The sequence below is a fragment of the Streptomyces sp. NPDC056883 genome, from assembly GCF_042788835.1.
Taxonomy (GTDB): Bacteria; Actinomycetota; Actinomycetes; order Streptomycetales; family Streptomycetaceae; genus Streptomyces; species Streptomyces stoeckheimensis.
This window is the reverse complement of the sequence record NZ_JBHUBS010000001.1, coordinates 84354-110237: the sequence shown is the minus strand read 5'-3', so window position 1 is coordinate 110237 and position 25884 is coordinate 84354. Positions and strand designations below refer to the sequence as shown.

Annotated in this window: 23 protein-coding genes and 1 pseudogene; 8 read left to right on the top strand and 16 right to left on the bottom strand. The window is 71.0% G+C overall.

From position 1 onward, the window contains the following. Positions 1-16: 16 nt before the first annotated feature. From cysK to ACFRU2_RS00540, 5 genes are all read left to right on the top strand, one after another. Positions 17-994, top strand: a complete 978-nt coding sequence (gene cysK / locus ACFRU2_RS00560; RefSeq protein WP_382966377.1) for a cysteine synthase A — start codon at positions 17-19, stop codon at positions 992-994. A 34-nt stretch (positions 995-1028) separates the two neighbouring features. Continuing rightward, positions 1029-2147: a homoserine O-acetyltransferase gene (locus ACFRU2_RS00555; RefSeq protein WP_382966376.1), complete on the top strand. Its 1119-nt coding sequence runs from the start codon at positions 1029-1031 to the stop codon at positions 2145-2147. Between the two features lie 69 nt (positions 2148-2216). Next, complete coding sequence (locus ACFRU2_RS00550) at positions 2217-2972, top strand: SDR family oxidoreductase (RefSeq protein ID WP_382966375.1); 756 nt, start codon at positions 2217-2219, stop codon at positions 2970-2972. Continuing rightward, on the top strand, positions 2966-3943 hold the full coding sequence (locus tag ACFRU2_RS00545) for a RimK family alpha-L-glutamate ligase (RefSeq protein ID WP_382966374.1): 978 nt from the start codon (positions 2966-2968) through the stop codon (positions 3941-3943). The genes ACFRU2_RS00550 and ACFRU2_RS00545 overlap by 7 nt, the downstream gene beginning before the upstream one ends. Positions 3944-4086: 143 nt before the next feature. After that, positions 4087-5001, top strand: a complete 915-nt coding sequence (locus ACFRU2_RS00540; RefSeq protein WP_382966373.1) for a DMT family transporter — start codon at positions 4087-4089, stop codon at positions 4999-5001. A 276-nt stretch (positions 5002-5277) separates the two neighbouring features. Here the strand turns inward: ACFRU2_RS00540 and ACFRU2_RS00535 are convergent, their stop codons facing one another. From ACFRU2_RS00535 to ACFRU2_RS00525, 3 genes are all read right to left on the bottom strand, one after another. After that, positions 5278-6219, bottom strand: a complete 942-nt coding sequence (locus ACFRU2_RS00535; protein ID WP_382966372.1) for a hypothetical protein — start codon at positions 6217-6219, stop codon at positions 5278-5280. Positions 6220-6255: 36 nt separating this feature from the next. Then, positions 6256-7749 (bottom strand): APC family permease, encoded by a 1494-nt coding sequence (locus ACFRU2_RS00530; RefSeq protein ID WP_382966371.1) that lies wholly within the window; start codon positions 7747-7749, stop codon positions 6256-6258. 121 nt (positions 7750-7870) lie between these two features. Then, a complete protein-coding gene (locus ACFRU2_RS00525) occupies positions 7871-9031 on the bottom strand; it encodes an agmatine/peptidylarginine deiminase (RefSeq protein WP_382966370.1) in 1161 nt (386 codons plus the stop codon). A gap of 152 nt (positions 9032-9183) precedes the next feature. On the opposite strand from ACFRU2_RS00525, the gene ACFRU2_RS00520 reads away from it, so the two are divergent. Beyond that, a complete protein-coding gene (locus tag ACFRU2_RS00520; RefSeq protein WP_382966369.1) occupies positions 9184-9819 on the top strand; it encodes a TetR/AcrR family transcriptional regulator in 636 nt (211 codons plus the stop codon). A 15-nt stretch (positions 9820-9834) separates the two neighbouring features. Here the strand turns inward: ACFRU2_RS00520 and ACFRU2_RS00515 are convergent, their stop codons facing one another. The 12 genes from ACFRU2_RS00515 to ACFRU2_RS00460 all read right to left on the bottom strand — a co-directional run bounded on the left by ACFRU2_RS00515 (position 9835) and on the right by ACFRU2_RS00460 (position 22835). Next, positions 9835-10632 carry an ABC transporter ATP-binding protein gene (locus ACFRU2_RS00515; protein ID WP_382966368.1) on the bottom strand — a complete coding sequence of 266 codons (798 nt, stop codon included), beginning with the start codon at positions 10630-10632 and terminating at the stop codon, positions 9835-9837. Continuing rightward, positions 10625-11620 (bottom strand): ABC transporter ATP-binding protein, encoded by a 996-nt coding sequence (locus tag ACFRU2_RS00510; RefSeq protein ID WP_382966367.1) that lies wholly within the window; start codon positions 11618-11620, stop codon positions 10625-10627. The genes ACFRU2_RS00515 and ACFRU2_RS00510 overlap by 8 nt, the downstream gene beginning before the upstream one ends. Next, positions 11617-12471 carry an ABC transporter permease gene (locus ACFRU2_RS00505; protein WP_382966366.1) on the bottom strand — a complete coding sequence of 285 codons (855 nt, stop codon included), beginning with the start codon at positions 12469-12471 and terminating at the stop codon, positions 11617-11619. Before ACFRU2_RS00505 ends, ACFRU2_RS00510 begins: the two co-directional genes overlap by 4 nt. Next, positions 12468-13427 carry an ABC transporter permease gene (locus ACFRU2_RS00500; protein ID WP_382966365.1) on the bottom strand — a complete coding sequence of 320 codons (960 nt, stop codon included), beginning with the start codon at positions 13425-13427 and terminating at the stop codon, positions 12468-12470. The genes ACFRU2_RS00505 and ACFRU2_RS00500 overlap by 4 nt, the downstream gene beginning before the upstream one ends. Next, entirely contained in the window at positions 13424-15085 is a 1662-nt protein-coding gene (locus ACFRU2_RS00495) for an ABC transporter substrate-binding protein (protein WP_382966364.1), read from the bottom strand. The genes ACFRU2_RS00500 and ACFRU2_RS00495 overlap by 4 nt, the downstream gene beginning before the upstream one ends. An 80-nt stretch (positions 15086-15165) precedes the next feature. After that, positions 15166-16164: an agmatine/peptidylarginine deiminase gene (locus ACFRU2_RS00490; RefSeq protein ID WP_382967784.1), complete on the bottom strand. Its 999-nt coding sequence runs from the start codon at positions 16162-16164 to the stop codon at positions 15166-15168. Between the two features lie 369 nt (positions 16165-16533). Continuing rightward, positions 16534-17487: a nitrilase-related carbon-nitrogen hydrolase gene (locus ACFRU2_RS00485; protein WP_382966363.1), complete on the bottom strand. Its 954-nt coding sequence runs from the start codon at positions 17485-17487 to the stop codon at positions 16534-16536. Positions 17488-17909: 422 nt separating this feature from the next. Next, the gene (locus tag ACFRU2_RS00480) at positions 17910-19070 is read right to left on the bottom strand and encodes an agmatine/peptidylarginine deiminase (protein WP_382966362.1); all 1161 of its coding nucleotides are present in this window, start codon (positions 19068-19070) and stop codon (positions 17910-17912) included. A 168-nt stretch (positions 19071-19238) separates the two neighbouring features. After that, positions 19239-20438: an ABC transporter permease gene (locus tag ACFRU2_RS00475; RefSeq protein WP_382966361.1), complete on the bottom strand. Its 1200-nt coding sequence runs from the start codon at positions 20436-20438 to the stop codon at positions 19239-19241. Beyond that, the gene (locus ACFRU2_RS00470; protein ID WP_382966360.1) at positions 20435-21169 is read right to left on the bottom strand and encodes an ABC transporter ATP-binding protein; all 735 of its coding nucleotides are present in this window, start codon (positions 21167-21169) and stop codon (positions 20435-20437) included. The genes ACFRU2_RS00475 and ACFRU2_RS00470 overlap by 4 nt, the downstream gene beginning before the upstream one ends. Beyond that, on the bottom strand, positions 21166-22305 hold the full coding sequence (locus ACFRU2_RS00465; protein WP_382966359.1) for a peptidoglycan-binding protein: 1140 nt from the start codon (positions 22303-22305) through the stop codon (positions 21166-21168). Before ACFRU2_RS00465 ends, ACFRU2_RS00470 begins: the two co-directional genes overlap by 4 nt. 2 nt (positions 22306-22307) lie before the next feature. Then, positions 22308-22835, bottom strand: coding sequence for a hypothetical protein (locus ACFRU2_RS00460; protein WP_382966358.1), 528 nt, complete (start codon positions 22833-22835; stop codon positions 22308-22310). Between the two features lie 172 nt (positions 22836-23007). Here ACFRU2_RS00460 and ACFRU2_RS00455 point away from each other — a divergent pair, with 172 nt between their 5' ends. Together ACFRU2_RS00455 and ACFRU2_RS00450 are read left to right on the top strand one after the other, a co-directional pair. Then, positions 23008-23664 carry a response regulator transcription factor gene (locus ACFRU2_RS00455; protein WP_382966357.1) on the top strand — a complete coding sequence of 219 codons (657 nt, stop codon included), beginning with the start codon at positions 23008-23010 and terminating at the stop codon, positions 23662-23664. Beyond that, complete coding sequence (locus ACFRU2_RS00450) at positions 23661-24974, top strand: sensor histidine kinase (protein WP_382966356.1); 1314 nt, start codon at positions 23661-23663, stop codon at positions 24972-24974. The genes ACFRU2_RS00455 and ACFRU2_RS00450 overlap by 4 nt, the downstream gene beginning before the upstream one ends. Positions 24975-24990: 16 nt before the next feature. Here the strand turns inward: ACFRU2_RS00450 and ACFRU2_RS00445 are convergent. Further along, positions 24991-25667: pseudogene (locus ACFRU2_RS00445) on the bottom strand (agmatine deiminase family protein). Positions 25668-25884 lie beyond the last annotated feature (217 nt).

Here is a 25884-nt window from a genome sequence, read left to right as displayed (position 1 = left end):
ATCGAAAGCGACACCCATGCCTCTCCACGACAGCATCCTCGACACCATCGGGCGCACGCCCATCGTCAGGCTGCACCGGCTCGCACCCGAGCACGTCTCGGTCTACGTGAAGGTGGAGTCCTTCAACCCCGGCGGCTCGGTCAAGGACCGCCTCGCCCTCTCCGTGATTCTCGACGCCGAGGCGAAGGGGCTGCTGAAACCCGGCGACACGATCGCCGAGTGCACCTCGGGCAACGTCGGCATCGCCCTGGCCATGGTGGCAGCGGCTCGCGGCTACAAGTTCGTGGCGGTGATGTCCGACTCCTACTCGGTGGAGCGGCGCAAGCTCATCCGCGCGTACGGCGGCAAGGTCATCCTCTTCCCCGGCGCCCTGGGCAGCAGCGGCGGCAACCGGCTGGCGGACGAACTGGCCGCCCGCCACGGCTGGTTCCGCGCCCGGCAGTTCGACAACCCGGCGAATCCGGCGTACCACCGCGAGACCACGGCGTCGGAGATCCTCAGCGACTTCGCCGGGAAGCGGCTGGACTACTTCGTGACCGGCTTCGGCACCAGCGGCACCCTGACCGGTGTCGGACAGATGCTGAAGCGGGCCCGGCCCGAGGTCCGGATCATCGCCGCCGAGCCGGACAATGCCGCCGTCCTGTCCGGCCAGGCGTGGAACGTCCACCGGATCCAGGGCTGGGCACCCGACTTCGTACCGAGCGTGCTCGACCGGAGCGTCATCGACGAACTCCTCACCGTCGACGAGGTGGACGGCCGCGACACCGCGCGCCGGCTCGCCGCCGAGGAAGGAATCTTCACCGGGCTCTCGGCGGGCGCCACCCTGGCGACCGCACTGCGCGTCGCGCAGACCGCGCCGGCCGGGTCCGTACTGCTGGCGATGCTGCCGGACACCGGAGAGCGCTACCTGTCCACGTTCCTGCTCGAAGGGGTGACCGAGGGCTCGGACGACGAGTGGCTGGCCTCGCTGGACGCCCTCGCGCGCAGCGCATGAAGGCCCCGACAGAGGACCGAAAGGAAGCAGACGCATGACGGAGTTCATCCCCCGCGCGACCCGCTTCGTCGACCTGCCCGACGGCTTCCCGATGAGGGCCGGCGGCACCCTCCACGGCGCGCGGATCGCCTACGAGTCCTTCGGGCGGCCGAGCCCGGCCGGAGACAACGTCATCCTGATCCTCACCGGGCTCTCGACGGACGCGCACGCCGCCTCTCATCCGCACGACCCCGGCCCCGGCTGGTGGGAGGCGATGCTCGGCCCGGGCAGACCCATCGACACCGATCGCTGGCACGTCATCTGCGTGAACTCGCTGGGCAGTTGCAAGGGATCCACCGGGCCCGCCTCGATCGATCCCCGGACCGGTGAGCCCTACCGGCTGGACTTTCCGGAGCTGTCCATCGAGGACATCGCCGACGCCGCGGCCCACACGGTCCGCGCGCTCGGCTTCGAACGACTGGCCTGCGTGATCGGCGTCTCGATGGGAGGAATGGGCGCGCTGTCACTGCTCACCCGTCATCCCGGGCTCGCACGCAGTCACGTCAACATCTCCGCCGGAGTGCACTCGTTGCCGTTCTCGATCGCGGTGCGCTCCCTCCAGCGCCAGGCGATCCGCTTCGACCCCCAGTGGAACCAGGGCCGGTACGACACGGAACACTATCCGTGCCGCGGAATGCTGACGGCACGCAAGCTCGGCATGATGACGTACCGCTCGGCCCGGGAGTGGGACAGCCGCTTCGGCCGGGCCCGCCTGAGTCCCGAACGCAGCTGCGACGAGGGGCCGTTCGGCCTCGAGTTCCAGGTCGAGGGCTACCTGGACTTCCACGCCCAGCGGTTCCTGCACCGCTTCGATCCCAACAGCTACCTCTACCTCAGCCGCAGCATGGACCGCTTCGACCTCGGGGAATCCTGCGGCACCACCGCCGAGGAAGCGCTGGCCCGGCTGCACCTGGAGAAGGCCCTGGTGATCGGGGTCGAGAGCGACATCCTCTTCCCCCTGTCGCAGCAGCGGGAGCTCGCCGAGGCGCTGGGAGCCGGCGGGCCCGGCGTCGAATTCCTCGCGCTGGAGTCCCCGCAGGGCCACGACGCCTTCCTCGTCGACGTCGCCCGCTTCGGGCCGCCGGTGGCGAAGTTCCTGTCGGTCGGCTGGTAAAGCCCCCTCCCCCGCCCTCCGTTACCCGCTTTCCCTCCCCCGGGCCGTATTCGACCTCTGGAGCCAGACGTGCCAGACGTGCCAGACCATCCGTCCCCCACCGCCCTCGTCACGGGCGCCAACCGAGGCATCGGCCTCGAAGTCGCCCGCCGGCTCGGCGAGCGCGGCGTCCGGGTCCTGCTCGGCGGCCGCGACCCCGGGGCGACCGCCGCGGCCGCGGCCGACCTGCGCGACGGCGGGCTCGACGCCGAACCCCTCGTCCTCGACGTGACGAAGCCGGACACGATCGCGGCCGCCGCGGCGGAGGTCGCCCGCACCCGCGGCCGGCTCGACATCCTGGTCAACAACGCCGGGATCCGCGTCGAGGAGTACGGCCGACGGCCGTCGGAGCAGCCCCTGCCCCAGTGGCGGGAGACCTTCGACACCAACCTGTTCGGCGTCGTCGCGGTGACGACCGCCTTCCTGCCGCTGATCCTGCGGGCGGAGGCGGGACGCATCGTGAACGTCTCCAGCCTGCTCGCCTCCCTGACCCTGCACAGCGACCCGGATTCCTACACGTACAGCCCGGCGTTCAAGTCCCTTCCGGCGTACAGCGCTTCCAAGAGCGCGGTGAACTCGTGGACCGTGCACCTGGCTTACGAACTGCGCGACACACCGATCAAGGTGAACGCCGTCCACCCGGGCTACACCAGGACCGCCATGAACGACGGCGCGGGCGAACTAGATCCCCCGCAGGGCGCCGAGACCGCAGTGCGGATGGCCCTGCTCGGCAGCGACGGGCCCAGCGGCGGCTACCTGCACCTCGGGGAGACCCTGCCGTGGTGATCCCCTCCGGCACCGACACGTACGCCCCCACCACCACCGACCCCACCACCAGCCCCACCGAAAGGACACCCACCATGGGCACCGTTGCCCTGGTCACGGATGCTGCAAGCCTCCCCATCGACCACGACATGCCGCTGCTGCTCGAAGCCTTTGCGGAGGTCGGACTCGCCGTCGAAGTGTGCGACTGGCAGGACCCGGCCGTCGACTGGCCGCGCTTCGGCGCCGTACTGCTGCGCTCGCCCTGGACGTACGTGGAACGGCTACCGGACTTCGTCGCGTGGTGCGAGCAAGTCGCCGCCACCACCGACCTGTTCAATCCGCTGTCGGCCGTGTGCTGGAGCCTCGACAAGTACTACCTGGCCGATCTCGCCGCGCACGGGGTGCCGGTCGTGCCGAGCCGCTTCGTCGAGCCCGGGGAGGATCCGCTGTCGGTGGTACGGGAGTTCCTCGCCGCCCATCCACAGGTCGACGAGATCGTGGTCAAGCCGACCGTCGGCGCCTACTCCAAGGGCGTCCAGCGCTACGCCCGATCCATGACGGAGGCGGCGGCCCGGTACGTCGCCGACAGGCTCGGCGAGGGGTGCCACCTCATCCTGCAGCCCTACCTGGAGGCCGTGGACCGGGAGGGCGAGACCGATCTGATCTACTTCGACGGGGTGTACAGCCATGCCATCCGCAAGAGCGCGCTGCTGATGGCCGACGGCACGGTGAACGTCCCGACGCTCGAGAGCCGCACCGCGCGCTGCGCCGACGCGGACGAACGGGCCGTCGCCTCGGCCGTACTCGAAGCGGCGGCCGCGCGCCTCGGCCTGGACCGACCGCTGCTCTACGGCCGCGTCGACCTGATCCGTGGCAGCGACGGCCGGCCCGTGGTGCTGGAGATGGAGCTCTGCGAGCCCTCGCTGAGCCTGCCCTTCAGCGAGGACGGCGCCCTGCGGCTCGCCCGGGCCGTCGCCGAGCGGCTGCGCTGACCCCGCTCCGTCGCGCGACGGAGCCCGGCGGCCTGCCTATCTATCTGACTGCCTGCCTGCCTGCCTGCCTGCCTGCCTGCCTGCCTGCGAAACCACCCTTCCCACATCACTTGATCATTCCGACCCGATGAAAGTTGTCAGTCATGGACGTCAAAGCCCCCGCTGCCACCCCTGTGCGCGTGCCGTCATCCCCACCGTCACGGGCCAACGGCACCCTGTTCGCCGCGCTCGGCGTACTGAGCTTCTCCTTCAGCTTCCCCGGAACCGCCTGGGCACTGGACGGGTTCGGCCCCTGGGCCGCGATCGGGGTCCGGGGTGTGCTGGCCGCCGTCATCGCCCTCGCGGCGCTGCTGCTCTGCCGCGTGCCGATACCTGCCCGCAAGGACTGGCCCGCCCTCGCCGTGGTCGCCGGCGGCTGCGCGATCGGCTTCCCTCTGCTGACCACGCTCGCCCTTCAGACCTCCTCCACGGCGCACTCCGCGGTCGTCATCGGGGCACTTCCCATGGCCACGGCGACCATCGCCGCACTCCGCACCCGGCGCCACCCCTCGAAGGTGTTCTGGGCCGCGGCCGCCACCGGTGCGGCCGCCGTCATCACCTTCACCCTGGCGCAGAACCACGGCGCGCCGACCGTCGCCGACCTGTACCTCTTCGGCGCCCTGCTGGTCTGCGCGGCCGGCTACGCCGAGGGCGGGCGGCTGTCGGCGCGGATGCCCGGCTGGCACGTCATCGCCTGGGGCGTGGTGATCGCCGCCCCCGTCAACCTGGCCGTGGCCGCGCTGGCGCTCCAGCACGAGCCCGTACACCTCACCGCGAAGGCCGTCATCGGCATGGCCTACATCGCCGCCATCTCGCAGTTCGGCGGGTTCGTGGTCTGGTACAAGGGCATGGGCCTGATCGGAGTGGCCAGGGCGAGCCAGCTGCAACTCGCCCAGCCGCTCCTGACGCTGGTGTGGGCCGTGCTCCTGCTCGGCGAACACCTCAGCCCCGCCGTCCCGCTCACCGCAGTCATCGTGCTCGGCTGCATCGTCGTCACCCAACGGGCCCGAGCCTCCTGACCACGGCTTCCCGACCCACTCTCCACATGCGGCGCCCGGGCCACCCGCCCGGGCGCCGCAGAGGCGTACCTGCTGGTCGGAGCGGCATGTGTCAGGGCACCGGCGAGGAGCCGGACCAAGGGGCGGGTGAAGGACGCCGGCGGCAGCTCGGGAAACCCGCTGGTGGCGAACACGAATGCGCGGCCCTGCCCGGTGGGCAGAGCCGCTACGAAGTCGGTCAGGCGGGGGTGGAGCCTCTCCGCAACGGCCGGGGATGCCATCACCACGCGTGGGTGATCAGCCGGACATCGTCCTGTTGCGCCAGCGGACGTACTGCTGCTCCGGGTCTCCCGTAAAGCTCCAGGGCACTTCGGTGGCCTGGCCGTCCAGCAGCCGGAAGACGGCACCGGCCCGGTCCGCCATTCCGGCGTTGACCAGACCGTGTGCCAAATGGTTGAGATCGGCGACGTCCTGTGCCGCGGGTACTCGGTGGGCGATCCACTTGTCCAGTGCGTTGCGCAGGTCCCCGCGGGCCCGCTCGTCGTTCCAGTGGCGGGTCAGGCCGATCACCGTGCCGTCCTCGGTCGCCATGCGGTGGCGGTAGTGCTCGGCGCGCGCCACCTGGGGAAGGATCGCGAGGGGTGATCCTTCCGGGGCGTAACCCGTGACGTCCCAGGCGAAGTTGAGGGCCGTTCCGTACGAGCCGTGCCAGCGGGCGGAGAGGTAGCGCAGCGCCTGATGGTGGCCCTCACGGTGGTACGGGTCCCGCCCCCGGATCTCCTTCCACCATTCGCTCATCCGGGAGTGCCCGCCCGGGTAGAGCCTGGCGAGGGCGAACAGCGAGACCCAGGGGTACGGATCCTCGGGTGCGAGTTCGGCCGCCCGGTGGCACAACCAGGCCGCCCGCTCGAGCCTGTCGGCGGCAGGGCTCTGCCCGGTGCGCGCGGCGGCGAACATCCGCATCACCTCGGTTTCGGCGCGGAGCACGGCGGCGTCGGGGTTGCGCGGTTCGGATGCCTGCCAGAGGTCCACGGTCCGTCTGCCGGCCGCCGCGTCGGCCAGCAGACGGATGCGATGGGCCCGCCTGTCCGAGTCGCCAGGTGTGCGCGCCAGCACGTCGCGGGCACCCTCCCAGCGGCCCAGGAGCATGTCCTGGCGGGCTTCGGCGAGTGCGGTGTCGCCGAAGGCCGGGTCATAGACCGGCGCTCCCTCACCACGGCGGCGCAGCCAGGCGGACATGGCATTTCTCCCTCGGGCGAGTTCCGGTCGGCACGGTCAGAAGTCGGACAGGAGGCCGTCCCGTCGGCCACCGGCCGGGCCGGTGGCTGCTTGGGCGTCCGCGAAGTGCGTGTCCGCCGCCTCCACGTTCTTCGGGCTGAGCGGCCGCGGACGGAAGTAGGACCGCCCTCCCTGGACGCGTGCGAAGGCCAGCGGGACCAGTCCGAGGGCCAGCGCACCGAGCCCGATGGCCAGTTGCGTACCCGTCAGCTTCGGGATCGACGCCGCGAGGACCCAGACGTTGAAGGCCGTGCCGGCCAGCGGCCACAGGCCCAGGAAGACGAGGTTGCCGATGGAGGCGAAGAGCACGCTGCGGAAGGCCACGGCGACGGAGATGCCGGCCAAGGCGTAGTAGAACGCGATCAGCAGGCCGATCCCCATCAGGGCGTCCCCGAGGACGGCGACCCCGGAGCCGGTGAGCGCGATCAGCGTCAGAGCCGACACCGCGACCGCGCCGACCGCCAGGGTGGCGGCCACGGGAGTCTGCCGGCGGGGGTGGATGCGGCCGAGGAACGAGGGGAGCGTGCGGTCGCGTCCCATGGCGAACAGCGTGCGGGTCGCCTGGAGGAGCGTGGTCTCCAGCGTGGCGATCATGGAGAGCGGCACGGCGAGGACGAGCAGGGTTCCGCCCACTCCGGGCCAGGCCGCCTCGCCGAGCTGGTGGAGGAAGCCGCCGTCCGTCGAGGTGACGGCGTCCGGGCCCAGAAGCATGTTCGCGCTGACGGTCAAGGTGAGGAGCGTGGCGGCGACGACCAGCAGGCCGATCAGGCCGCCGAGTCCGGAGCCGCCCCGGCCGCTGCGGGTCTCCTCGCTGAGGTTGGCCGTCACGTCCCACCCCCAGTACAGCCCGCCGGCGATCAGTGCGCCCGCGGTGAAGGTGTGGGCCGCGTCGAAGTGCCCGAAGCCGAACCAGGAGAACGAGAACTCCGCGGTGTGGACGTCCTGCGACAGCGCGGTGACGGCAACGGCCAGCAGCAGTGCCAGTTGGGCTCCGACGGCGACGGCCCGTACACGGGCGGCGATCCGGGCGCCCGATGCCACGAGGGCGGCCATCAGCAGGAAGCAGCCGAGCCCGGCCGCGGTGGCCAGGACGTCGTTCTCGGCCAGGTCTTCGTCGAAGAGCGAGACGGTGGCCCGGCCCGCGGGCGTCGTCGAGGCGACGACGAAGAGGGTGGTGGAGACGACCACGGCCCACCCGCTGAGGAAGCCGAGGAAGGGGTGCAGGCTTCGGGCCACCCAGGAGTACGTGGCACCGGAATTGACGTCGAGCCGTCCCAGGTGCCGGAAGGCGAGGGCGATGCCCACCATCGGGATCGCGCAGTAGAGCAGGACGGCCGGGGCGGCGAGGCCGACTGCGGCGACGAGCGCGGGAATCAACGCGATGACGGTGTACGCCGGCCCGCACCCCGCGACCGCCATGACCACGGAGTCGAACGTCCCCAGGGCACCGGCTCGGAGCCCGCCCCCGCCGTTGCCGGGCCTGTCGTTCACCGTTGCGCCTTTCCTCGGTCGTGCTGGACAACGTTCGTGACGTCCCTGAGATGAGGACCGGGCGGGGCGGTCGTCGGCCGCCCGCCCCGCGTCGGCCCGTCACCGGACGGTGGTCCTGGCCTCAGCGAGCGGGCTGCTGCTGGGTGACGCAGTGGATGCCGCCGCCGCCGGTGCCGAGGCGGTCGATGTTGAGCTGTTCGATGACCCGGCCCGGGAAGAGCCGCGTCAGCAGGGCCTTGGCCGCGGTGTCCGCGCGGGTGTCGCCGAACTGACCGCTGATGACGGCCCCGTTGCACACGTAGTAGTTGGCGTAGGAGGCGAGGAAGTCCGGGTTGGCGGAGCGGATCTTGTAGTAGTCCGGGCCCTGGAGCTTCTCGGCGGTCATGCCGGCACCGCCCGCGGTCGTCGCCGTGGACAGGATCTGGAACTGCTGGCGCGCGTCCTTCGCGTAGGCGTCGTTGTCCGTGGCCAGCGGCATCTGGACGAGGGCCTTGCCGGGCGCCAGGAAGCGCGAGGTCGCATCGACGTGGTCGTCGGTGATGTCCTGGCCGACCACGCCGTCGAACCAGATGACCTTGGACGCTCCGTAGGCGGTACAGAGCGCGGCCTCGATCTGTGCCTGCGACTTGTTGGGGTTGCGGTTGCCGTTCACGAGACTGCTGCGGGTGGCCATCAGGGTCCCCGCGCCGTCCTGCTCGACCGCGCCGCCCTCGCCGACCAGGCCGGCAACGGTGAACGGGACGCCCGCGTACGAGGCGATCCGGCCGGCGACCAGGGCATCCTTGGCGTGGGTCTGCTTGTTGCCCCAGCCGTTGAAGCTCAGGCCGATCGCGTCGAGCCCGCCGGCCCCGTCGGTACGGAAGACCGGGCCCGTGTCGCGCATCCAGCAGTCGTCCACGGGGATGGTGCTGACGACGGTGACGTTGGATCCGCACATCGAGCGGGCCTTGGCGGCGCTGCCGGAGTTGGCGCACATGTAGACCGGCTCGTACTTGGCGATGGTGCGGGCGATGAGGGCGATGTCCGACTGGACGCCGCTGAGCTTGCTGCCCCAGATCGAGGTGCTGTCCGGCCAGGCCATCCAGGTGCGGGTGTGGCGGACGTCTTCGATCGGGACGCTGAAGGTACCCGCCGCCGAGGTCCCGAGCATCCGCGACCCCGCGCTGGCCCGGCCCTCGGCTGCCGCCAGGGCCGCACCGGCGGCGGTCAGGGCCGCGGCCGCCAGAAATCCACGTCGGCCAAGACTTCCGCCCGACAACCGGTTCGCAACGTTCTCGTTCATTCGCGTCTCCTGTCTCAACTGCCCGTATGTGGTGCTGTGGTGGAGAGAAAGCTAGAACTGACCGAGCGCTCGGTCAATAATGTGGACACGGGTTTTCCCAGTGGATCGGGAAACCCGCAGGTGACCGTGGAAGCGCTCGTTAGAGTGGCGCCATGGCTGCATCCTTGAAGGGTCCTCAGAGCTCCGCCGCGCCCCAGGCCCGCCCGGGCCGGCCCCGCGTCTCGGCCAAGGGCGAGCAGACGCGGACGCGCCTGCTCGCCGCGGCGCGCGCTCTGCTGGCCGGTGAGATGAGCGAGCGGTTCACCACCCGCAACGTGGCGGCGCTGTGCGGGGTTTCGCACGGGATGTGCCATTACCACTTCAAGGACCGGACCGATCTCATCGTCGCGGTCATCGAGGACATCCGCCCCGAGTGGATCCTGCCGCTGGAAGAGGCCGTGTCCGCTCCCGGCACCTTCGCCGAGCGGGCCGAGCAGGTGCTCGGCCTGCTGACGCAGCCCGAGAGCACGGACCTCTCGCACCTGCACGCCGCGCTTCACTGGCATGCGCTGAACGACGAGCGGGTGCGCACCTCCTTGGAGGCGGAGAACCGGCGCTGGCGTTCCTGCTTCGTCGCCCTGTTCCAGGTGCTGGCCGACGAACGGGAAGGCGGCATCGACGCCCGGTCCCTGGGTGAGGCGGTGGCGGCCGCCGTCGACGGGCTGGCCGCCACCCAGACCCTCGATGCCGAGTTCGATGCCGCGGAGGTTCTGCGGACGCTGGTACGGACCCTCACCGCCGGCGCCTGAACCGGCGGCGGGCGGTCAGAGAGCCCGTCGGGCGGCGGCGATCGCGTCGGGATCCCAGCCGGGGCGGGGTACGGATTCCAGCAGGAGCCGGGTGTAGGGGTGCTCGGGAGCGGCGAGGACCTCGGCGGTGGCGCCCGCCTCGACGACGGCGCCCCGGCGCATGACGATGACATCGTCGGTGACGCAGCGGACCACGCCGAGGTCGTGGGTGATGAAGAGGTAGCCGATGCGCGTCTGCTCCCGGATGTCGGCGAGCAGGTTGAGGATCTGTGCCTGCACGGACACGTCGAGGGCGGCCACGGCTTCGTCCAGGACGAGGACGGCCGGCTCGACGGCGAGGGCGCGGGCGATGGCGACGCGCTGGCGCTGCCCGCCCGACAGCTGCCGGGGACGTGCATCGGCGGCGCGGGTTCCCAGGCCTACCTGGTCGAGCAGTTCACGGATGCGGCGGTCGTGGTCCGCGCCCGGGAAGTGCAGGCGCAGGGTCTCCCGCAGGACCGCGTCGACGCTGGTCCTGGGGTCGAGGGAGAGGTAGGGGTCCTGGAAGACCATCTGGACCTCGCGGGCCCTGACCAGGCGATGGGCCCGGCCACGGCTCCGTGCGGTCCGGGCCTGGCCGCGTACGAGGACTTCGCCGGCGTCGGCCCGCTCCAGGCCGACGATGATCCGGGCGGTGGTGGTCTTGCCGGAGCCCGATTCGCCCACGATGCCCAGGGACCCTCCCTCGGGGAGGGTGAAGGACACGTCGTCGACGGCGCGGACGGCTCCGTAGTTGCGGTGCAGGCCGACGACTTCCAGTACGTTCTCAGGCACGGGCGGAGCTCCCTTCGAGGAGGTCGCTGTGGTGGCAGGCGGCCTGGTGGTGCGGCGTCCCCGGTGCGGGCAGAGGCTGCGGAGCCTGCTGGTCGCAGATCTCCGTGGCGAGCGGGCAGCGGGCGGCGAAGGGGCAGCCGTGGAGTTCCTGCCGCAGGTCGGGGGGCTGGCCGTCGATGGCGGCGAGCCTGCCCTGAGGGGCTTCCAGGCGGGGGGTGGAGGCGAGCAGGGCTGCCGTGTAGGGGTGGCGGGGGTGTGCGAAGAGGGCTTCGGCGGGGCCGCTTTCCACGATCCGCCCGGCGTACATGACGTAGACGCGGTCGCTGATGGCAGCGGCGAGGTCGAGGTCGTGGGTGACGAACAGCAGGCCGGTGCCGAAGCGTTCGCGCAGCTTGGCCAGGAGGGCGATGACCTCGGCCTGGGTGGTGACGTCCAGCGCCGTGGTGGGCTCGTCGGCCAGGAGGAGGGCGGGATCGCCCATGAGGGCGGCGGCGATCATGACGCGTTGCAGCATGCCGCCGGACACCTGACCGGGGTACTTCTGCAGGGCGGAGGCGTCCAGGCCGACCGCCTGGAGGAGCTCGGCGGCGCGCGCCGTCGCGTCCGCCTGGCTCAGCGTCTTGGTCAGCGTGACGCTCTCGGTGAGGAAGTCGCCGATGCGGCGCAGCGGGTTGATGGCCGCGCGGGGGTCCTGGAAGATCATGGCCACCGTGCCGGAGCGCAGGGCCCTCAGCTCTTTGGTGTTCATGGTGAGCACGTCCTGGCCCCCCACCTTCACCGCGCCTTCGACGACGGCGCCGGGTGGCAGCAGCCGCAGGGCGCTGCGTGAGGTGAGGGTCTTCCCGGAGCCGGACTCGCCCACGAGGGCGACGGTCTCGCCGGCGGCGATGGTGAGGTCGACTCCGTCGAGGACGGGCCGGGCGGTGCCGGGGAGGGTGATCCGCAGCCCTTGGATGTCGAGTGTCTGCGGTGGTGTCATCGAATTCATCGGTCTCTCCTGGCGACGCGGTCGGCCCAGCGTTCTCCCACCACGTTGAAGGCGACCACCGTCAGCACGATGAAGACGCAGGGCAGGATCGCGGACAGCGGGTAGCCGTGCTGGATGGCGGTCTGTCCGTCGAAGACCATGCGGCCCCAGTCCGGGGTGAGCGCGGGTACGCCGAGTCCGAGGAAGGACAGGCCGGCGAGGTCCATCAGGGCGTAGCCGAAGTTGATCGTGGACTGGGCGAGGACCACGGGGGCGATGTTGGGGAGCACGTGGCGCAGGCAGATCTGGAGTGCCGAGTGGCCTTGGACCTGGTAGGCGCTGACGTAGGGGCGTTCGCATTCGGCCAGGACCAGGGAGCGGGTCAGGCGGCTGACGTACGGCAGGTAGGCGATCGAGAGGGCGATGACCGGGGCCAGGAGCCCTTCGCCGTAGACCGAGATGATGAGGATCGCCAGCAGCATTCCGGGGAAGGCGAAGACCAGTTCCGTGCTGCGGGAGAGGACGGAGTCGAGCCAGCCGCCCCTCCATGCGGCGGTCATGCCGACGGCGATGCCGGCGAGGGTGGAGAAGACGACCACTCCGAGGGGTCCCAGCAGGGAAGTGCGGGCGCCCAGCAGCAGGCGGGAGAGGGTGTCGCGGCCGGCCGCGTCCACACCGAGCAGGTGCTCGCCGGAGGGGCCGGCGAGTGCGTTGCCGAGGTCGATGGCGTTGGGGTCGTGGGTCACCACCCAGGGCCCGATCAGGGCGGCGGCCGTCACCAGGGCGACGAGGCCCAGGCAGACCACGTAGAGCGACGACCGGGCGGAGCGGACCTTGGCGAGTCCGGGCCGGCGGGTGAGGGTGGCGGTCATGCGCCGGACCTCCTCGATCCGAGGGTGATCCGCGGGTCGACCACAGGAAGCAGCAGGTCGACGATGAGGTTCACGATCATGAACAGGGCAACGATGATCAGGGAGATGGCCTGAACGGTCGGGAAGTCCTTGGTGGTGGTGGACAGTTCCAGCAGCTGGCCGATGCCGCCGATGCTGAAGGCGGTCTCCACCAGGATCGTGCAGACCAGGAGGGTCGAGATGATCAGTCCCCCGGTGGTCAGGACCGTGCCCAGGGAGTTGCGGAACACGTGCCGGCGGATGACTTCGCGTTCGGGGACCCCGCGGCTGCGGGCGACGGTGACGTGCTCGCTGTCGAGGGCTTCGAGCATGGCGGAGCGGGTGACCCGGGCGAGCATGCCGATCAGGTAGAGCGCGAGGGCGATCGCGGGAAGGGTCAGGTGCCAGACCATGTCGCCGAAGCCCTCGCCCGCGCCGCTGCTGGGGAACCAGCCCAGGTTCACGGCGAACAGGCCCTGGAGCAGCACGGCCGCGACGAAGGAGGGGGTGCCGAGGGCGAACGTGGTGCCGACGAGGATGCCGGAGTCGGTGCCGCCGCCGCGTACGGCGGCGATCCATCCGAGCAGCAGGCCGATCACCACGACCACCACCAGGGCCATCGTGACGAGCAGCAGGGTGGTGGGGAGGCGGTCCGCCAACAGCCGCGAGACGTCGGTGCGGTAGGTGATGGACCGCCCGAAGTCGCCGTGGAGCACGTCTCCGAGCCATCGGAGGTACCGGACGAAGAAGGGGTCGTCCAGGTGGTACTGGGCGTTGATCGCGGCGAGGGCCTCCGGCGAGGCCGAGCGTCCCGAGAGCAGGAAGCTGGCCGGGTTGCCCGGCGCCAGGTACATGGCGCCGAACACCACGAACGACGCACCGAGCAGGGTGGCGGCCATCTCCGCCACCCGGCGTACGGCGAATCTCAGGAAATTCACTTCACGGCCCCCACGTCGGCGGCCCACGGGTAGTACATGTACGAGATGGTGGTGGGAGCCCCGGTGATCCTCTTGTTGAGGAAGACGGCCGTGGGCCACTCCGCGACCGGCATCCACAGCACCTGCTCGACGGCCTGCTTCTGGAGCTTGGCCTCGATCTCCATCCGCTGCTCCGGCTGGTAGACGGCGGTGGCCTGGCTTACGAGGTCGTCGTATCCCTTGTCGCTGTAGGCGGCGAAGTTCAGGTAGGCACCGGTCTGGAAGTTCTGCAACAGGTCCAGCGGGTCAGTGATGTTCTGGTAGGAGGTGTACGGGAACATGTCGATGCCCTCGCGCGCCTGGGCATCGGTGAACAGCGCGGTGAAGGCGTTGGGGGCGATCGTCTTGAGGCGGATGTCCAAGCCGATCTGGGTCCCGGCCGCCTGGACCGCGGTGGCGAGGAGGGAGACGTCCTGGCCGATGGAGCTGGTGGCGACGGTCAGGGTCTTGCCCGTGGCCCCGGCCTCCTTGATCAGGGCCTTGGCCTTCTCCAGGTCCTGGGTGGCGGGCGGCAGCGTGTCGAAGGCGGCCTGCTTGGTCTGCTCCGAGGCTCCGGCCCAGGCGCCCCGGGGGGTGAGGGAGTTGGTGACGGTGCCCGCGCCGCCGAGTCCGGCCTTGACGAACCCGGACCGGTCCAGGGCGAGTGACAGGGCGCGGCGTACGCGGACGTCACCGAGCGGGCCCTGCATGTTGGTGACGTTGACGTTGACCGTGGTCAGGCCCTCACCGAAGTACAGGGTGCCCACCCCGCTGTCGCGCAGTCGGCCGTAGCTCTCGGTGGGGATCAGGTAGCCGCCGTCGGCCTCGCCGCTGAGCATGGCGTTGGTACGGGCCGACGGGTCGGTCAGGAACTTGAAGACGGCCTTCTTGGACTTCGCCTTGGTGCCCCAGTAGCCGTCGAAGCGCTCGAGTTCGATCGACTGGCCCTTGCTCCACGCCCCGAGCTTGAACGGGCCGGTACAGGCGAGGTCGCCGGTGGTGCCGTAGTCCTTGCCCGCCGCCTCGACACCTGCCTTGGAGGCGACCACGCCCGCGGCGGTCGCCATGTACTGCGGGAACTGGGAGTCGGGCTTCTTCAGCTTGACGGTGACCTGGAGCGGTCCGGTCTTCTCCAGGGAGGCGACGTTCTGGAAGGTCTGGGCCCAGGCGGCGGCGTTGTCCGGGTCCATCTGCCGGCCGAGGCTGAAGACCACGTCGTCGGCGGTCATCTCCTTGCCGTCGTGGAAGCGCACGCCCGGGCGGAGATCGTAGACCCAGGTGGTGGGGTCGGGGTTCGTCGCCTTCTGCGCCAGGCCGGGCTCGGTGGTGAGCCCCGGTGTCCAGCGCATCAGGCTCTCGCACACGTTCGACAGGATCGTGTTCTGCGGGTAGTCGAACGCCACCGTGTAGTCGAGGGTGGGCGGCTCCGCGTAGAGGGCCCAGCTGAAGGAGTCGATCTCACCGGCGGCCGGAGGCGTGGAAGCCGAGAGCTTGATCGCGGTGCCGGTGGCGCCCGAGTCCTTGGGAGGTCCGGAGCAGGCCGCGAGGGCGGCGAGGGAGGTGAGGACGGCCGCCGTGACGGCGATCCGTGCGCGCCCGCTGCGGGGGCGTCTGCGGCTGGGGGGTGGGGTTGTGGTCATCGTCGCGCTCTCTTTCCGTGAGGGGTTGCGGGGCGGGCGGGCCACTGGAAGCGGCCCGCCCGGAGCGGTCCGTTCTCGGCTCAGGCGGTGGTGCGCGAGGCCGGGATCTGCTGGGTGATGCAGTGGACTCCGCCGCCGCCGAACGCGATGGCGAGCGCCCGCACCCCGACGACCTTGTGGTGGGGGTACGCCGCGGAGATGATCGCGAGGGCTTCCGCGTCCTGGGCCACACCGGCCACCGGGACGACGACGCCGCCGTTGGCCACGTAGTAGTTCAGGTAGGACACCTCGATGTCGCCGCCGGGCATGTCGACGAACGCGGTCTGCGGGACGTCGATGATCTCGAACGGCCGCCCCTTGGCGTCGGTGGTGGACTCCAGCACCGCGCGGTTGGCGCGCATCCGGGCGTAGTCGGGATGCGCCGGGTCGTCGGGCAGGGAGACGACGACCTTGCCGGGGCCGGCGAAGGCGCAGACGCCGTCGACGTGACCGTCGGTCTCCGTGTCCAGCAGACCGCCGTACGGAAGCCAGACGACCTTCTCGACGCCGAGCCGGGACTTCAGCTCGGTCTCGATTTCGTCCCGGTTCATGCCGGGGTTGCGGTTGGGGTGGAGGAGGCACTGCTCCGTGGTGATCAGCGTGCCCTCGCCGTCGACGGTGATCGCGCCCCCCTCCAGGATCATGTCGGAGTGGATGCGCTCGACCCCGAGGTGCTCCAGCAGCAGGGCGCTGGCCCGGTCGTCGGAGTCGAAGGGGTGGTGCTTGCCGCCCCAGGCGTTGAAGCGGAAGTCGACCCCGGCGCGGTTTCCGTCGCCGTCGAGCACGAAGAGCGGGGCGGAATCCCGGAACCAGGAGTCGTCCAGCGGCATCTCCACCACGGTGACCTCGGGGTCGCACCAGTGCCGGGCGTCCTCGCCGTGGCCGGGCGGCGCGACCATGGTCACGGGCTCGAACCGGGCGATCGCGCTCGCCACGTTCGCGTACTCCTCCTTGACGTCCTTCAGCACGCTGCCCCACAGGTCCTCACGAGTGGGCCATGCCATCAGGCACCCCTCGTGCTCCGACCACTCGGCAGGCATACGGAACGCAGTCATCACGGGTCTCTCTTCGTTTCGCCAGAAGTACTCGTCGGGGGCGGCCGGCTCCGTGGAGCGCCCGGCAGAGCCGAAGGACGAGCACGCGGTATGAACGGCATCTTGCTCTCAACTGAAAATTCAGTCAAGAGGTGGGGCGGATTTCGGAGGTTCCGACCTTCAGGGCGTACGGCCGGCCGGGCTGCCACGGCAATCCGGCGGTGCCGGCAGGGCCCCCACCGGCCACCATGAGGCCGGATGGGCCATCCCGCGCGCCCTGAAGGTTCAGTCAGCCCACGGGGCGCTCAGAGGCGGCACAGGGGGCTCGGAGAGACGTCCTGGGCGGGCTCGGAGCGCATCGGGGCACCGTCCGGCCTAGACCTGGAGCGCGCGGGCGCGCGGGCGCTCGGTGAGCCGGCCGTAGAGCTCCGGGCGGCGGGTCTGCATGAGGCCGAAGTCGAGCCAGTCGCGGCGCTGGTCGAGGTCGAGGTCGGCGACGAGGACGGCGGGGCGGTCGCGGGGCGCGCGGAGCATGACGCGGCCGTAGGGGTCGGAGATGAAGGAGGAGCCGTAGAAGGTGGAGCGGCCCTCGGTGCCGATGCGGTTGGGCACGATCATGAAGAGGGCGTTGGCGAGGCCGTTGGCACTGATGGCGTGCTCCCACATGGGCCGGGTGTCGAAGTCCGGCAGGTCCACCTCGGAGCCGATGGCCGTGGGGTGGACGAGGACCTCGGCGCCGGCCAGGGAGTAGGCGCGGGCCAGCTCGGGGAACCACTCGTCCCAGCAGGTGGGGAAGCCGAAGCGGGCGCCCTCGTGGGCGACGACGGGGAAGCCGCTGTCGCCGGGGCGGAAGCAGAGGTCTTCGCGGTAGCCGGGGAACGCGGGGATGTGGTTCTTGCGGGTGCGGGCGATGAGCCCCCCGTCGGAGGCCACGCAGACGGCGGTGTTGTAGCCGAGGCCGCCGTCCTGCGCACGCTCGTAGAGCGAGGCGTGGACGGTGATGCCGAGGCCGGTGGCGAGCTCCGCGGCGAGCTGGACGGTGGGACCGTGCTCGACGTCCTCCAGGTAGCGGGCGGCGCCGTCGGCCATCGGGTCGTCGGTGTTGCAGAAGTACGGGCTGCGGGTCAGCTCCGGCAGGCACACCACCGTGGCGCCCTGGGCGGCGGCGAGGGCCACGCCCTCGCGCAGGCGGTCGTCGTGCTCGTCCTGGTCGGCGTACCAGCGCATCTGGACGAGGCCGACGCGCAGCAGGTCGCGCTCGGCGGGCTCCGTGCGGCCCGGGGAGCCGAGCGGGGAGCCGTAGGAAGTGAGGAGTTCGTACGAGGTCACGGATGGATCGCCTTCGGGAGAATGGTGTGCACTGCGCGGGCAGCCGCTGTTCTCGGCTGGTTCGGCGGCCGTGTACCCGGCGGTGGTCCCGTCGTGACGGCGTTCGCCTGTGGCGCGGGTCGGATCGACCTGCATCCTTACTGAAGTTTCAGTCAGGATGCCTGAGGATGAAATGCCTAGTCAAGGGGGCCCTGGCGCGGGTGAGGCCTGCCGGGTTCCAGGTCAGGCGCAGCACCCCACGGGCAGCGTGAGCGGCTGGACGAGCTGGTCCTGCTGAGCCACCCGGTCGTCGCCGGCGAAGGCCTCGAGAAGCTGTTCGCCGACGACGCCTCACTGCAGAAGCCGGAACCGATCAGCGCGCGGCCCACCAGCAGCGGTGTGATCATCGCGACCTACCGCCCGGCGCACTGACCTGTCCCGGGTCAGGCTGCCGGGGGTACGGCCGGCTGGGACTGGGTGGCGCAGTGGATGCCACCGCCGCCGCTGGCGATGTTGTCGATGCGGACCTGGACGACGGTCCGGCCGGGGTACGCGGTCCGCAGGATGCCGTAGGCCGCGTCGTCGGCGTAGCTGTCGCCGAACTGGGGCACAAGGAGCGCACCGTTCACGGTGTAGTAGTTGGTGTAGCTGGAGAGGAAGTCCGTGCCCCGTCCCCGGATGTACTTCCGGTCGGGTCCGGGAAGCTCCGTGATGGCCAGTCGGCGGCCCTGGGCGTCGGTGGCGCTCTGGAGGACCTTCTTGGTCTCGTTGTAGACGGCGACCCACTTGCTGCTGGCGCCGGGGCCGGGCTGGTCGAGGATCACCTTGCCGGGGGCGACGAAACGAGCGAGGCAGTCGATGTGGCAGTCCGTGATGTCCTGGCCGGCGAGACCCGGGACCCAGATGACCTTGTCGACGCCGAGGGCCCACTTCATCGACTGCTCCACCTGATCCTGGGTCATGCCCGGGTTCCGGTTGCTGTTCACCAGGGAGCTGACCGTCGCCATGAGCGTGCCCTGACCGTCGGTCTCCAGCGAACCCCCCTCGCCGACGAAGGGGGCCTGGATCCTGTTGACCCCGTACTGGCCCAGCAGGGCCGTGGCCGCCACGGCGTCGTTGGCGAAGGGCTGGTAGTACGACGTGCCGGTCTTGCCCCAGCCGTTGAAGTTGGTGTCCACACCGGCGATGGCGCCGGGGGCGACGACGAAGGTGGGGCCGAAGTCGCGGATCCAGAGGTCGTCGTTGGATATTTCGGCGACCTCGATGGCGTGGTAGGCGCCGGGGCCACAGATGTACCGGGCGTCGGCGGCCTGCGAGGGGCGCGCCAGGACGACGACGGGCTCGTAGCGGGAGATGGCGTGGGCGATGCGCGCGATGTCGTTGCGGACGCCGCTGAGCTGCGTGGACCAGACCGACGACAGCGCCGGCCAGGCCATGAAGGTACGTACGTGCGGGTCGGTCTCCGCGGGGATCCGCAGGGTGGTGCCGGCTCCGGCGGTGGCCGCGGCGGCGGTCGTGGGGAGCGCCGACCCGAGGGCGGCGAGCGGCACGGCGGTCGCGCCGAGTTGGAGGAGCCGGCGCCGGGAGGTGGAAGACGTAGACATGGGACTTCCTTGGATGAGGGGGGTGAATGCGTCGCCCATCCTGGCCCGGACTGAAAATTCAGTCAAGATCCTGGGTGAAGGGATACGCCCCCCCTCGGCACGGATGCCCTCGGCCGGCTGGTGCCGGCAACCGGCCGAGGCGGCACCGGTGTTGTTCCAGGTCTCTGTTCAGGCCGAGCGCAGGGCGTCCGTCGGGGAGGCCCCGGCCGCGCGCAGGGCCGGGTAGATTCCGGCAAGGGCGGCGACGATGACGGAGACGACGGGGCCGGCGACGATCGTGTAGAGCGGAATGGAGGCCGGCCACCCCTGGGTGAGGGCGTAGCCGTAGACGGTGAGGCTGCCTACGATCAGTCCGCCGATGCCTCCGATGAAGCCCATCAGCACGGCTTCCAGCAGGAACTGGACGGCGATCTGGCCGCCCCTGGCGCCCAGTGCGCGGCGCAGTCCGATCTCGCCGCGGCGTTCCATGACGCCCACCACCATGGTGTTGGCGATGCCCACGCCGCCGACGAGGAGGGCCACTGCGGCGAGGGACAGGACCAGTCCGGTGAGTGCTCCCTTCGTCTCGTTCCGTGCCGTGAGCAGGTCGGAGGGGCGGCTGACGGCGACCTGGCTCGCGTTGGCCGGGTTCGCGGTGGCGCCGGCCACGGCCTGGACATCGGGGACGCGTTCGGGGTGGGAGCGCAGGTAGACGGTGACGGCGGTGCCGTCCGCGCCCAGGTGGGCCGTGGCCTGGGGCCAGCCGACCAGGGCGGCCGTGCCGAGTTCGGGGGCCAGCTCGTTGGGAGCGAGGATTCCCGTGACGGCGTACCACTGTCCGCCGAGCCAGACCCGCTCCCCCGGCGCGGTCACGCCGAGGCGCTGCGCGGCCTGGTCTCCGAGCACGGTCACCGGGAGGTTCTCGCTCGCCCCGTCCAGCCACTTCCCGCTCCGCAGGGTGGCGTGCAGGACGTCCATCAGGTTCAGCCGGGCGGCCAGCACGGTGATGCTGCCGGTCTGTTCCTTCGGTACCAGGTCGTTGCGGTAGACCTCGGCCTTGGTGGCGCCGGTCGCGGTGACCTGCTGTACCGGGGCGATGTTGGCGAGCATCTTCTCGGCGGTGGGCGGGAGCGGTACGGGCTGCTGGTCACTGCCCTTCCCCGGGCCGACGGTGATCAGGTTGGAACCGAGCTGGTCCAGGCGGGCCAGCAGGTGCGCCTGGTTGGAGGAGGAGATCCCGGTCACGGCGATGACGGCGGCGATGCCCAGGGAGATGCCGAGGGCGGACAGGGCGGTGCGCATCTTGCGCGTGCGCGGTCCGATCATGCCCAGGCGCAGCAGGTCCGCCGGACGCAGCCGGGTCCGGCGCAGGGGGGACGGGGACGTCATCGGTCGGCTCCTGCGGGGTGCGGGCGGCGTTCGTCGAAGTCGATGCGGCCGTCGTGAATGCCGATGCGCCGGGGGAAGGAAGCGGCGAGCTCGCGGTCGTGGGTGATGACGACGACGGTGGTGCCGTTGTCGTTGAGGGCGCGCAGGAGATCGACGACGGCCGCGCCGGAGGCGCTGTCGAGCGCCCCGGTGGGCTCGTCGGCGAGCAGGATCGCGGGCCGGCCCACGAGGGCGCGGGCGATGGCGACGCGCTGCTTCTCCCCGCCGGAGAGCTGGTCGGGGTGGTGATCGAGGCGGTGCCCGAGGCCGACCTCGCGCAGGGCTTCGACGGCCGCTTCGCGCCGTCGTGCGTCGCGGGTGCCGTTGTAGAGGATGCCCGTGGCGACGTTCTCGACGGTGGTGAGTCCGGGGAGGAGGAAGAACTGCTGGAACACGAAGCCGATCCGGTGCGCGCGCAGGGCTGCCAGTTCGTGGTCGGAGAGGCCGGACAGGTCGCGGCCTTCGAACCGCAACTGCCCGGCGGTGGGCCGGTCGAGGGAGCCGAGGAGGGCGAGGAGGGTGGACTTGCCCGAGCCCGAGGGGCCGACGACGGCGAGGAGCTCACCGGCTTCGACGGTGAGGTCGATGCCGTGCAGGATGCGCAGCGGGGGCGATCCCGGAACCGGGTACTCCTTGACGACGCCGGTCAGCTCCAGCACGGGTGCCCGGCCCTGCCGCGGTGGCGTGGTCACTTGGGGATCACCACCTGGTCGCCGCTCTTCACGTCACCGGTGATCTGCGCCTTGGCATCGGCGACCAGCCCCAGCTGGACCCTGACCAGTCGGCTGGTCGCGCCATCGACGACCTTGACTCCGTAGCCGCCGCCGTCGAGGGCGAGCAGCGCGGTGACCGGGACGATGAGGGCGTCGGCGGCGCTCTCCCCGACGACGTTGACCGTCACCGAGGAGGGTCCGGCCTGCTGGGCCTTGTCCTGGCTGTCCAGGACGATGGTGACGGAGGTCTTCTGCTGACCGCCCCCGCCGCCGGCCCCGCCCTCGGCCCCGCCGACGTCGGCGCCGCGGATCAGGGAGCGGATGCGTCCCTCGACGGTGCCCCCGCCGGAAAGCCTGACCACCACCTTGCCGTTGGGTTTGAACTGGGACAGCTGGTTCTCGGCCGGCTGTACGACCGCGACGAGGTCGGTACCGCTCACGGTCATCACGGACCCCGCCCCGAGGGCGGAGCCGAGCTGTGCCCCGAGCTTCTGCACCTGCACCGCCGCCAGCGGCAGCATGACGACGCCGCCGGGCGGGAGCGTTCCCGTCTCCTTCAGGCCCAGGGCCTTCTGCCACCGCTTGACGGCGGTGGCGGTGCCCTCGGTGAACTTCTCGTCGACGGCCAGGCCGAGGCCGCCCGCGTGGCCGAGCTTGATCAGGTTGCTCTTGAGCTGCTTGACATCGGGGCCGTCGGCCACGCCGGGGCCCAGCTCCCGCCACATCGGCCGGTCCCCCGTCATGAGGACGACGGGGCGCCCGTCGACCTCGTAGAGCTTGCCGCCCGCCTTGACGACGGAGCCGAGGGCGGGCAGACCGGTGACCGTTCCCTGGCCGGAGCCGACGACGGGCGTGGGCGCGTCGTGGCTGAGGGCCCCTGCGACCTGGATGCTGCTGGAAAGCGTGCCCTTCTCCACCACCACGGTCCCGTGGCCGGCGGACGGCTGCTCGGCGACGGAGCCCTTGTCCTCCCAGGGGCGGGTCGCGCCCCACGCGGCGGTCCCCGCGAGCGCGGCTATGAGGACGAGCGGGACGACGGCCCTGCGGCGCTTCTTGCGCCCGGCGCCGCGCGCATCGGGAGCGACCGGGGCCGCGGACTCGACGCTCTCGGACATGCTCACTCGCCGATCCGGTAGCCGGGCATGGGCAGTTTGGCGCAAGCGGGCTGGACGGCGTCCCACTTGGCCGCGTCGAACGACGTCGCGGTGAAGACGAGGATGCCGTCCTTCGGGTCGGGGTCGGGCATGTCCGGGTAGCCGTTCTTCCTGCCGCACGCGACGAAGGCACGTGCCATGTCGACGAACTTCTGGTTGTCCTTCGCCTTGGCCTGGTGGATGCCGGGAACCTTCTCGTCGCAGGCCTTGGCCGCCGTCTCGTATCCGGCGACGTCGGCGTCGCCGCCGGTGCCCGAGGCGGGGGTGAAGATGTTGCCGTCCTTGTCCTGCTGGACCTCGTTGCGTCCCTGTCCGTGCATGCAGGTCACCCAGGCCCGACGGACCTCGTTGTCGTCCTGCGGCTTACTCTTGCCCGAGCCGTCGCCGCCGGCGACCTTGGGCGCGGCCTCCTCTGAGGAACAACCGCTCAGCACCAGTGCCGCGCTCACGGCGGCTGCCGCCATGAGGACCCGCCCGGTTCGACTGCGCATGATCGTGCTCCCTGCTCTCTCGACGATGTCTCCCGGCAGTTCTACGGGGCCTCCGGTGAGCCATCGGTGAGCTACGCCTAACCGATGGCTCACCCCGCCCGAGGGATCCTTGACCAGCGGGTTCACACACCGGACGGCGCATCGCGGAGGCGAGTGGAGGAGGAGGGACGACATGCGAGTACTCATCGTCGAGGACGAGGTGGAGCTGGCCGGGATGCTGGCCGAAGGCCTGCGGGGGGAAGGCATGGTCTGCGATGTCGCGCACGACGGTGCCCGCGCGCTGGAGATGACGGCCGCCGCCACGTACGACGTACTGGTCCTGGACCGGGATCTGCCCCACCTGAGCGGGGACTCCGTCTGCCGGGCCCTGAACACGGCCGGCTACCCGGCCAGGATCCTGATGCTCACCGCCGCCGGCAGCCTCTCCGACCTTCTCGACGGCCTCGGCCAGGGCGCGGACGACTACATGGCCAAACCCTTCTCCTACTTGGAACTGGTCGCCCGGCTGCGGGCTCTCGGCCGACGCGCCTCCCACGGCAGCGCCGCCACCGTGCTGAGCCGGCACGGCGTCAGCCTGGACACCGTCCGTAGGGTCGCCGAGCGCGACGGCCGGCCGCTCAAGCTGACACCCAGGGAACTCGGCGTACTGGAACTGCTGCTGCGGGCGGACGGCGCACCCGTCGACACCGAGGAGCTGCGGGACAGGCTGTGGGACGCGGCACTGGACCCCGCCACCACCGCCGTACGGGTCACCGTGCACGCCCTGCGCCGCAAGCTCGGCGAACCACCGCTCGTCCACCACGATCCCGGCTTCGGCTACCGGCTGTGAGCCGCGGCCACCGGGCCCGCACCCGCCCCACCCCGTACCGGCTGCGGCGGCGGCTGTGGCTGCCGCTGCCGCTGCCGCTGCCGCTGCGCGGCCGGCTGACCCTGCGCGGCCGGCTGACGCTGACGACCACCGCGCTCTTCGCGGTCCTCGGCGCCGGACTGCTCCTGCTGAACTGGCTGAGCTCGCGGCAACTCATCGAGGACAACCGCTACCTCATCGTCCAGTCCGCCGCCCTCCTCCCGGGAGCCGAGCCGCCCGGCGCACCCGACACCGGGCTCCTCCATCCGACGGAGAGCCCCGCCCCCCTGCCGCCGAGCACCTCAGAGGCCATGCCCACCACTCCCACCGAAGCCTTCGAAGACTTCCGGCACAGCGTCCTCAACGACCTGATGATCCGGTCCCTCCTGCTCCTCGCCCTCTTCGCCGGCCTCGCGGCACTGCTCGCCCTGTGGGCCGGCCGTCGCTCGTTGCACCGCCTCACCCAGGTCACCGCCGCCGCCCGGCGCATCAGCACCGGAAGCACCCTGGACGAGCGGCTCGCCCTGACCGGACCCCACGACGAGGTCCGCGAACTCGGCGACACCTTCGACGCCATGCTCGACCGCCTGGACCGCAGCTTCGCCGCACAACGCCACTTCACCGCCCACGCCTCGCACGAACTGCGGACCCCCCTGACGGTGCAGCGCACCGCCCTGGAAATCCCCCTGGCCCAGGGCAAGGTCCCCCCGGACCTGCAACCCACCCTGCACCGCGCGCTGGACGCCAACGCCCGCACCGAGCGCCTGATCGACGCCCTGCTGACCCTGGCCCGGGGCGAGAGCGAGAATCTGACACACCATCCGGTCGATCTCGCGGACCTCGCCCGGAGCGCCGTCGCGGACCTCGCCGAAGAGGCCCGGACGGCGAGGGTCCGTATCACCGCACACGCCGCCCCGGCACCGGTCGGGGGCGACCCCTCCCTGCTCCAGCAGATCGCACTGAACCTGCTCGCCAACGCCGTACGCCACAACCACCCGGAAGGCACGGCGACCATCACCACTGACGTCGCAGGGCAGTTGGCCTTCATCGAGGTCACCAACACCGGACCGGTCATGGACCCCGCAGAGGTCCTCACCCTCTTCGAACCGTTCCGGCGCGGTCCGGAACGCCGCAGCAAGGGGTTCGGGCTGGGCCTCGCCGTGGTCCGCGCGATCACCCTCACCCACCACGGCAAGGTCACCGCAACCCCCCGCCCCGGCGGCGGACTCACGGTCCGGGTCGACCTCCCCCTCCGTACCCGCAATCGAGGACGGCCCGGGTCTCATGGGTGAGACCCGGGCCCGTTGCTCAGGGTTCGGGCTGCTGCATGGTGACGCAGTGCGCGCCACCGCCCCCGTTGCCGTACAGGTTGTCGAGGTTGAGCTGGACGACGGGCCTGCCGTAGGCGGCCGCGATGGCCGTCTTGGCCGCCGCGTCCTTGGCGGTGTCGCCGAACTGGGTGGTGATCACTGCTTGGTTGGTCACCGTCCAGTTCATGTAGGAGCTGAGGAAGGCCGCCTGCTTGCCCCGCGAGATCCGGGGCAGCGTGTCGGGGCCTTCGATGGTGAGGACTTGGAGTCGGCGCCCCCTGGCGTCGGTCGCGTTCACCAGCACGTCGCGGATGGCCTCGGCATTGGCGGTCCAGACGTCAGCCAGATCATCTTCGAGGCGCCGAACCGGGAGAGCAGCTCCGCCTCGATCTGGCTCCGGGTCTTGCCGGGATTGCGGTTGGCGTTCACCCAGCAGCTCTCGGTCGCCATCAGCGTGCCGTCGCCGTCGTACTCCACGCCGCCGCCCTCGCCGACCACGGCCGCCCTCGCGAACGGCACTCCCCCGTACGCGGCGAGGTTCTGCGCGACCGCGCGGTCCTTGTTGTAGGCGGAGGCGGGGATCCCGTAGAAGCTCGTGGCGTTCTCGCCCCAGCAGTCTGGATCTTGGACAGCGTGTTGCCCCAGATCGTGTAACTGGACGGCCAGGCCATCCACGTCCGCTTGTGCGGCGACTCTTCCCCGGGTACGCGCCAGCCCGCGGCCGCGGCCGGCTGGATGCCGCCGAGTACCGGGCCCGTCGCCAGGGCGGCAGCGACCGCTCCGGTACGGGCGAGCAGGGTTCTGCGGCTGATCTGCGGCCTGTCGCCGTCGTGCCGTGTGTTCACGTGGTGCTCCTTTTCGCGGAGGTGGTGTACGTGCACGCGCGGGTCGC

Bases quoted from the DNA above. Each gene is read 5' to 3' on its own strand.
- cysK (WP_382966377.1), top strand. From the start codon at position 17: ATGCCTCTCCACGACAGCATCCTCGACACCATCGGGCGCACGCCCATC.
- ACFRU2_RS00555 (WP_382966376.1), top strand. From the start codon at position 1,029: ATGACGGAGTTCATCCCCCGCGCGACCCGCTTCGTCGACCTGCCCGAC.
- ACFRU2_RS00540 (WP_382966373.1), top strand. From the start codon at position 4,087: ATGGACGTCAAAGCCCCCGCTGCCACCCCTGTGCGCGTGCCGTCATCC.
- ACFRU2_RS00535 (WP_382966372.1), bottom strand. From the start codon at position 6,219: ATGTCCGCCTGGCTGCGCCGCCGTGGTGAGGGAGCGCCGGTCTATGAC.
- ACFRU2_RS00525 (WP_382966370.1), bottom strand. From the start codon at position 9,031: ATGAACGAGAACGTTGCGAACCGGTTGTCGGGCGGAAGTCTTGGCCGA.
- ACFRU2_RS00520 (WP_382966369.1), top strand. From the start codon at position 9,184: ATGGCTGCATCCTTGAAGGGTCCTCAGAGCTCCGCCGCGCCCCAGGCC.
- ACFRU2_RS00510 (WP_382966367.1), bottom strand. From the start codon at position 11,620: ATGAATTCGATGACACCACCGCAGACACTCGACATCCAAGGGCTGCGG.
- ACFRU2_RS00505 (WP_382966366.1), bottom strand. From the start codon at position 12,471: ATGACCGCCACCCTCACCCGCCGGCCCGGACTCGCCAAGGTCCGCTCC.
- ACFRU2_RS00495 (WP_382966364.1), bottom strand. From the start codon at position 15,085: ATGACCACAACCCCACCCCCCAGCCGCAGACGCCCCCGCAGCGGGCGC.
- ACFRU2_RS00490 (WP_382967784.1), bottom strand. From the start codon at position 16,164: ATGCCTGCCGAGTGGTCGGAGCACGAGGGGTGCCTGATGGCATGGCCC.
- ACFRU2_RS00480 (WP_382966362.1), bottom strand. From the start codon at position 19,070: ATGTCTACGTCTTCCACCTCCCGGCGCCGGCTCCTCCAACTCGGCGCG.
- ACFRU2_RS00475 (WP_382966361.1), bottom strand. From the start codon at position 20,438: ATGACGTCCCCGTCCCCCCTGCGCCGGACCCGGCTGCGTCCGGCGGAC.
- ACFRU2_RS00465 (WP_382966359.1), bottom strand. From the start codon at position 22,305: ATGTCCGAGAGCGTCGAGTCCGCGGCCCCGGTCGCTCCCGATGCGCGC.
- ACFRU2_RS00460 (WP_382966358.1), bottom strand. From the start codon at position 22,835: ATGCGCAGTCGAACCGGGCGGGTCCTCATGGCGGCAGCCGCCGTGAGC.
- ACFRU2_RS00455 (WP_382966357.1), top strand. From the start codon at position 23,008: ATGCGAGTACTCATCGTCGAGGACGAGGTGGAGCTGGCCGGGATGCTG.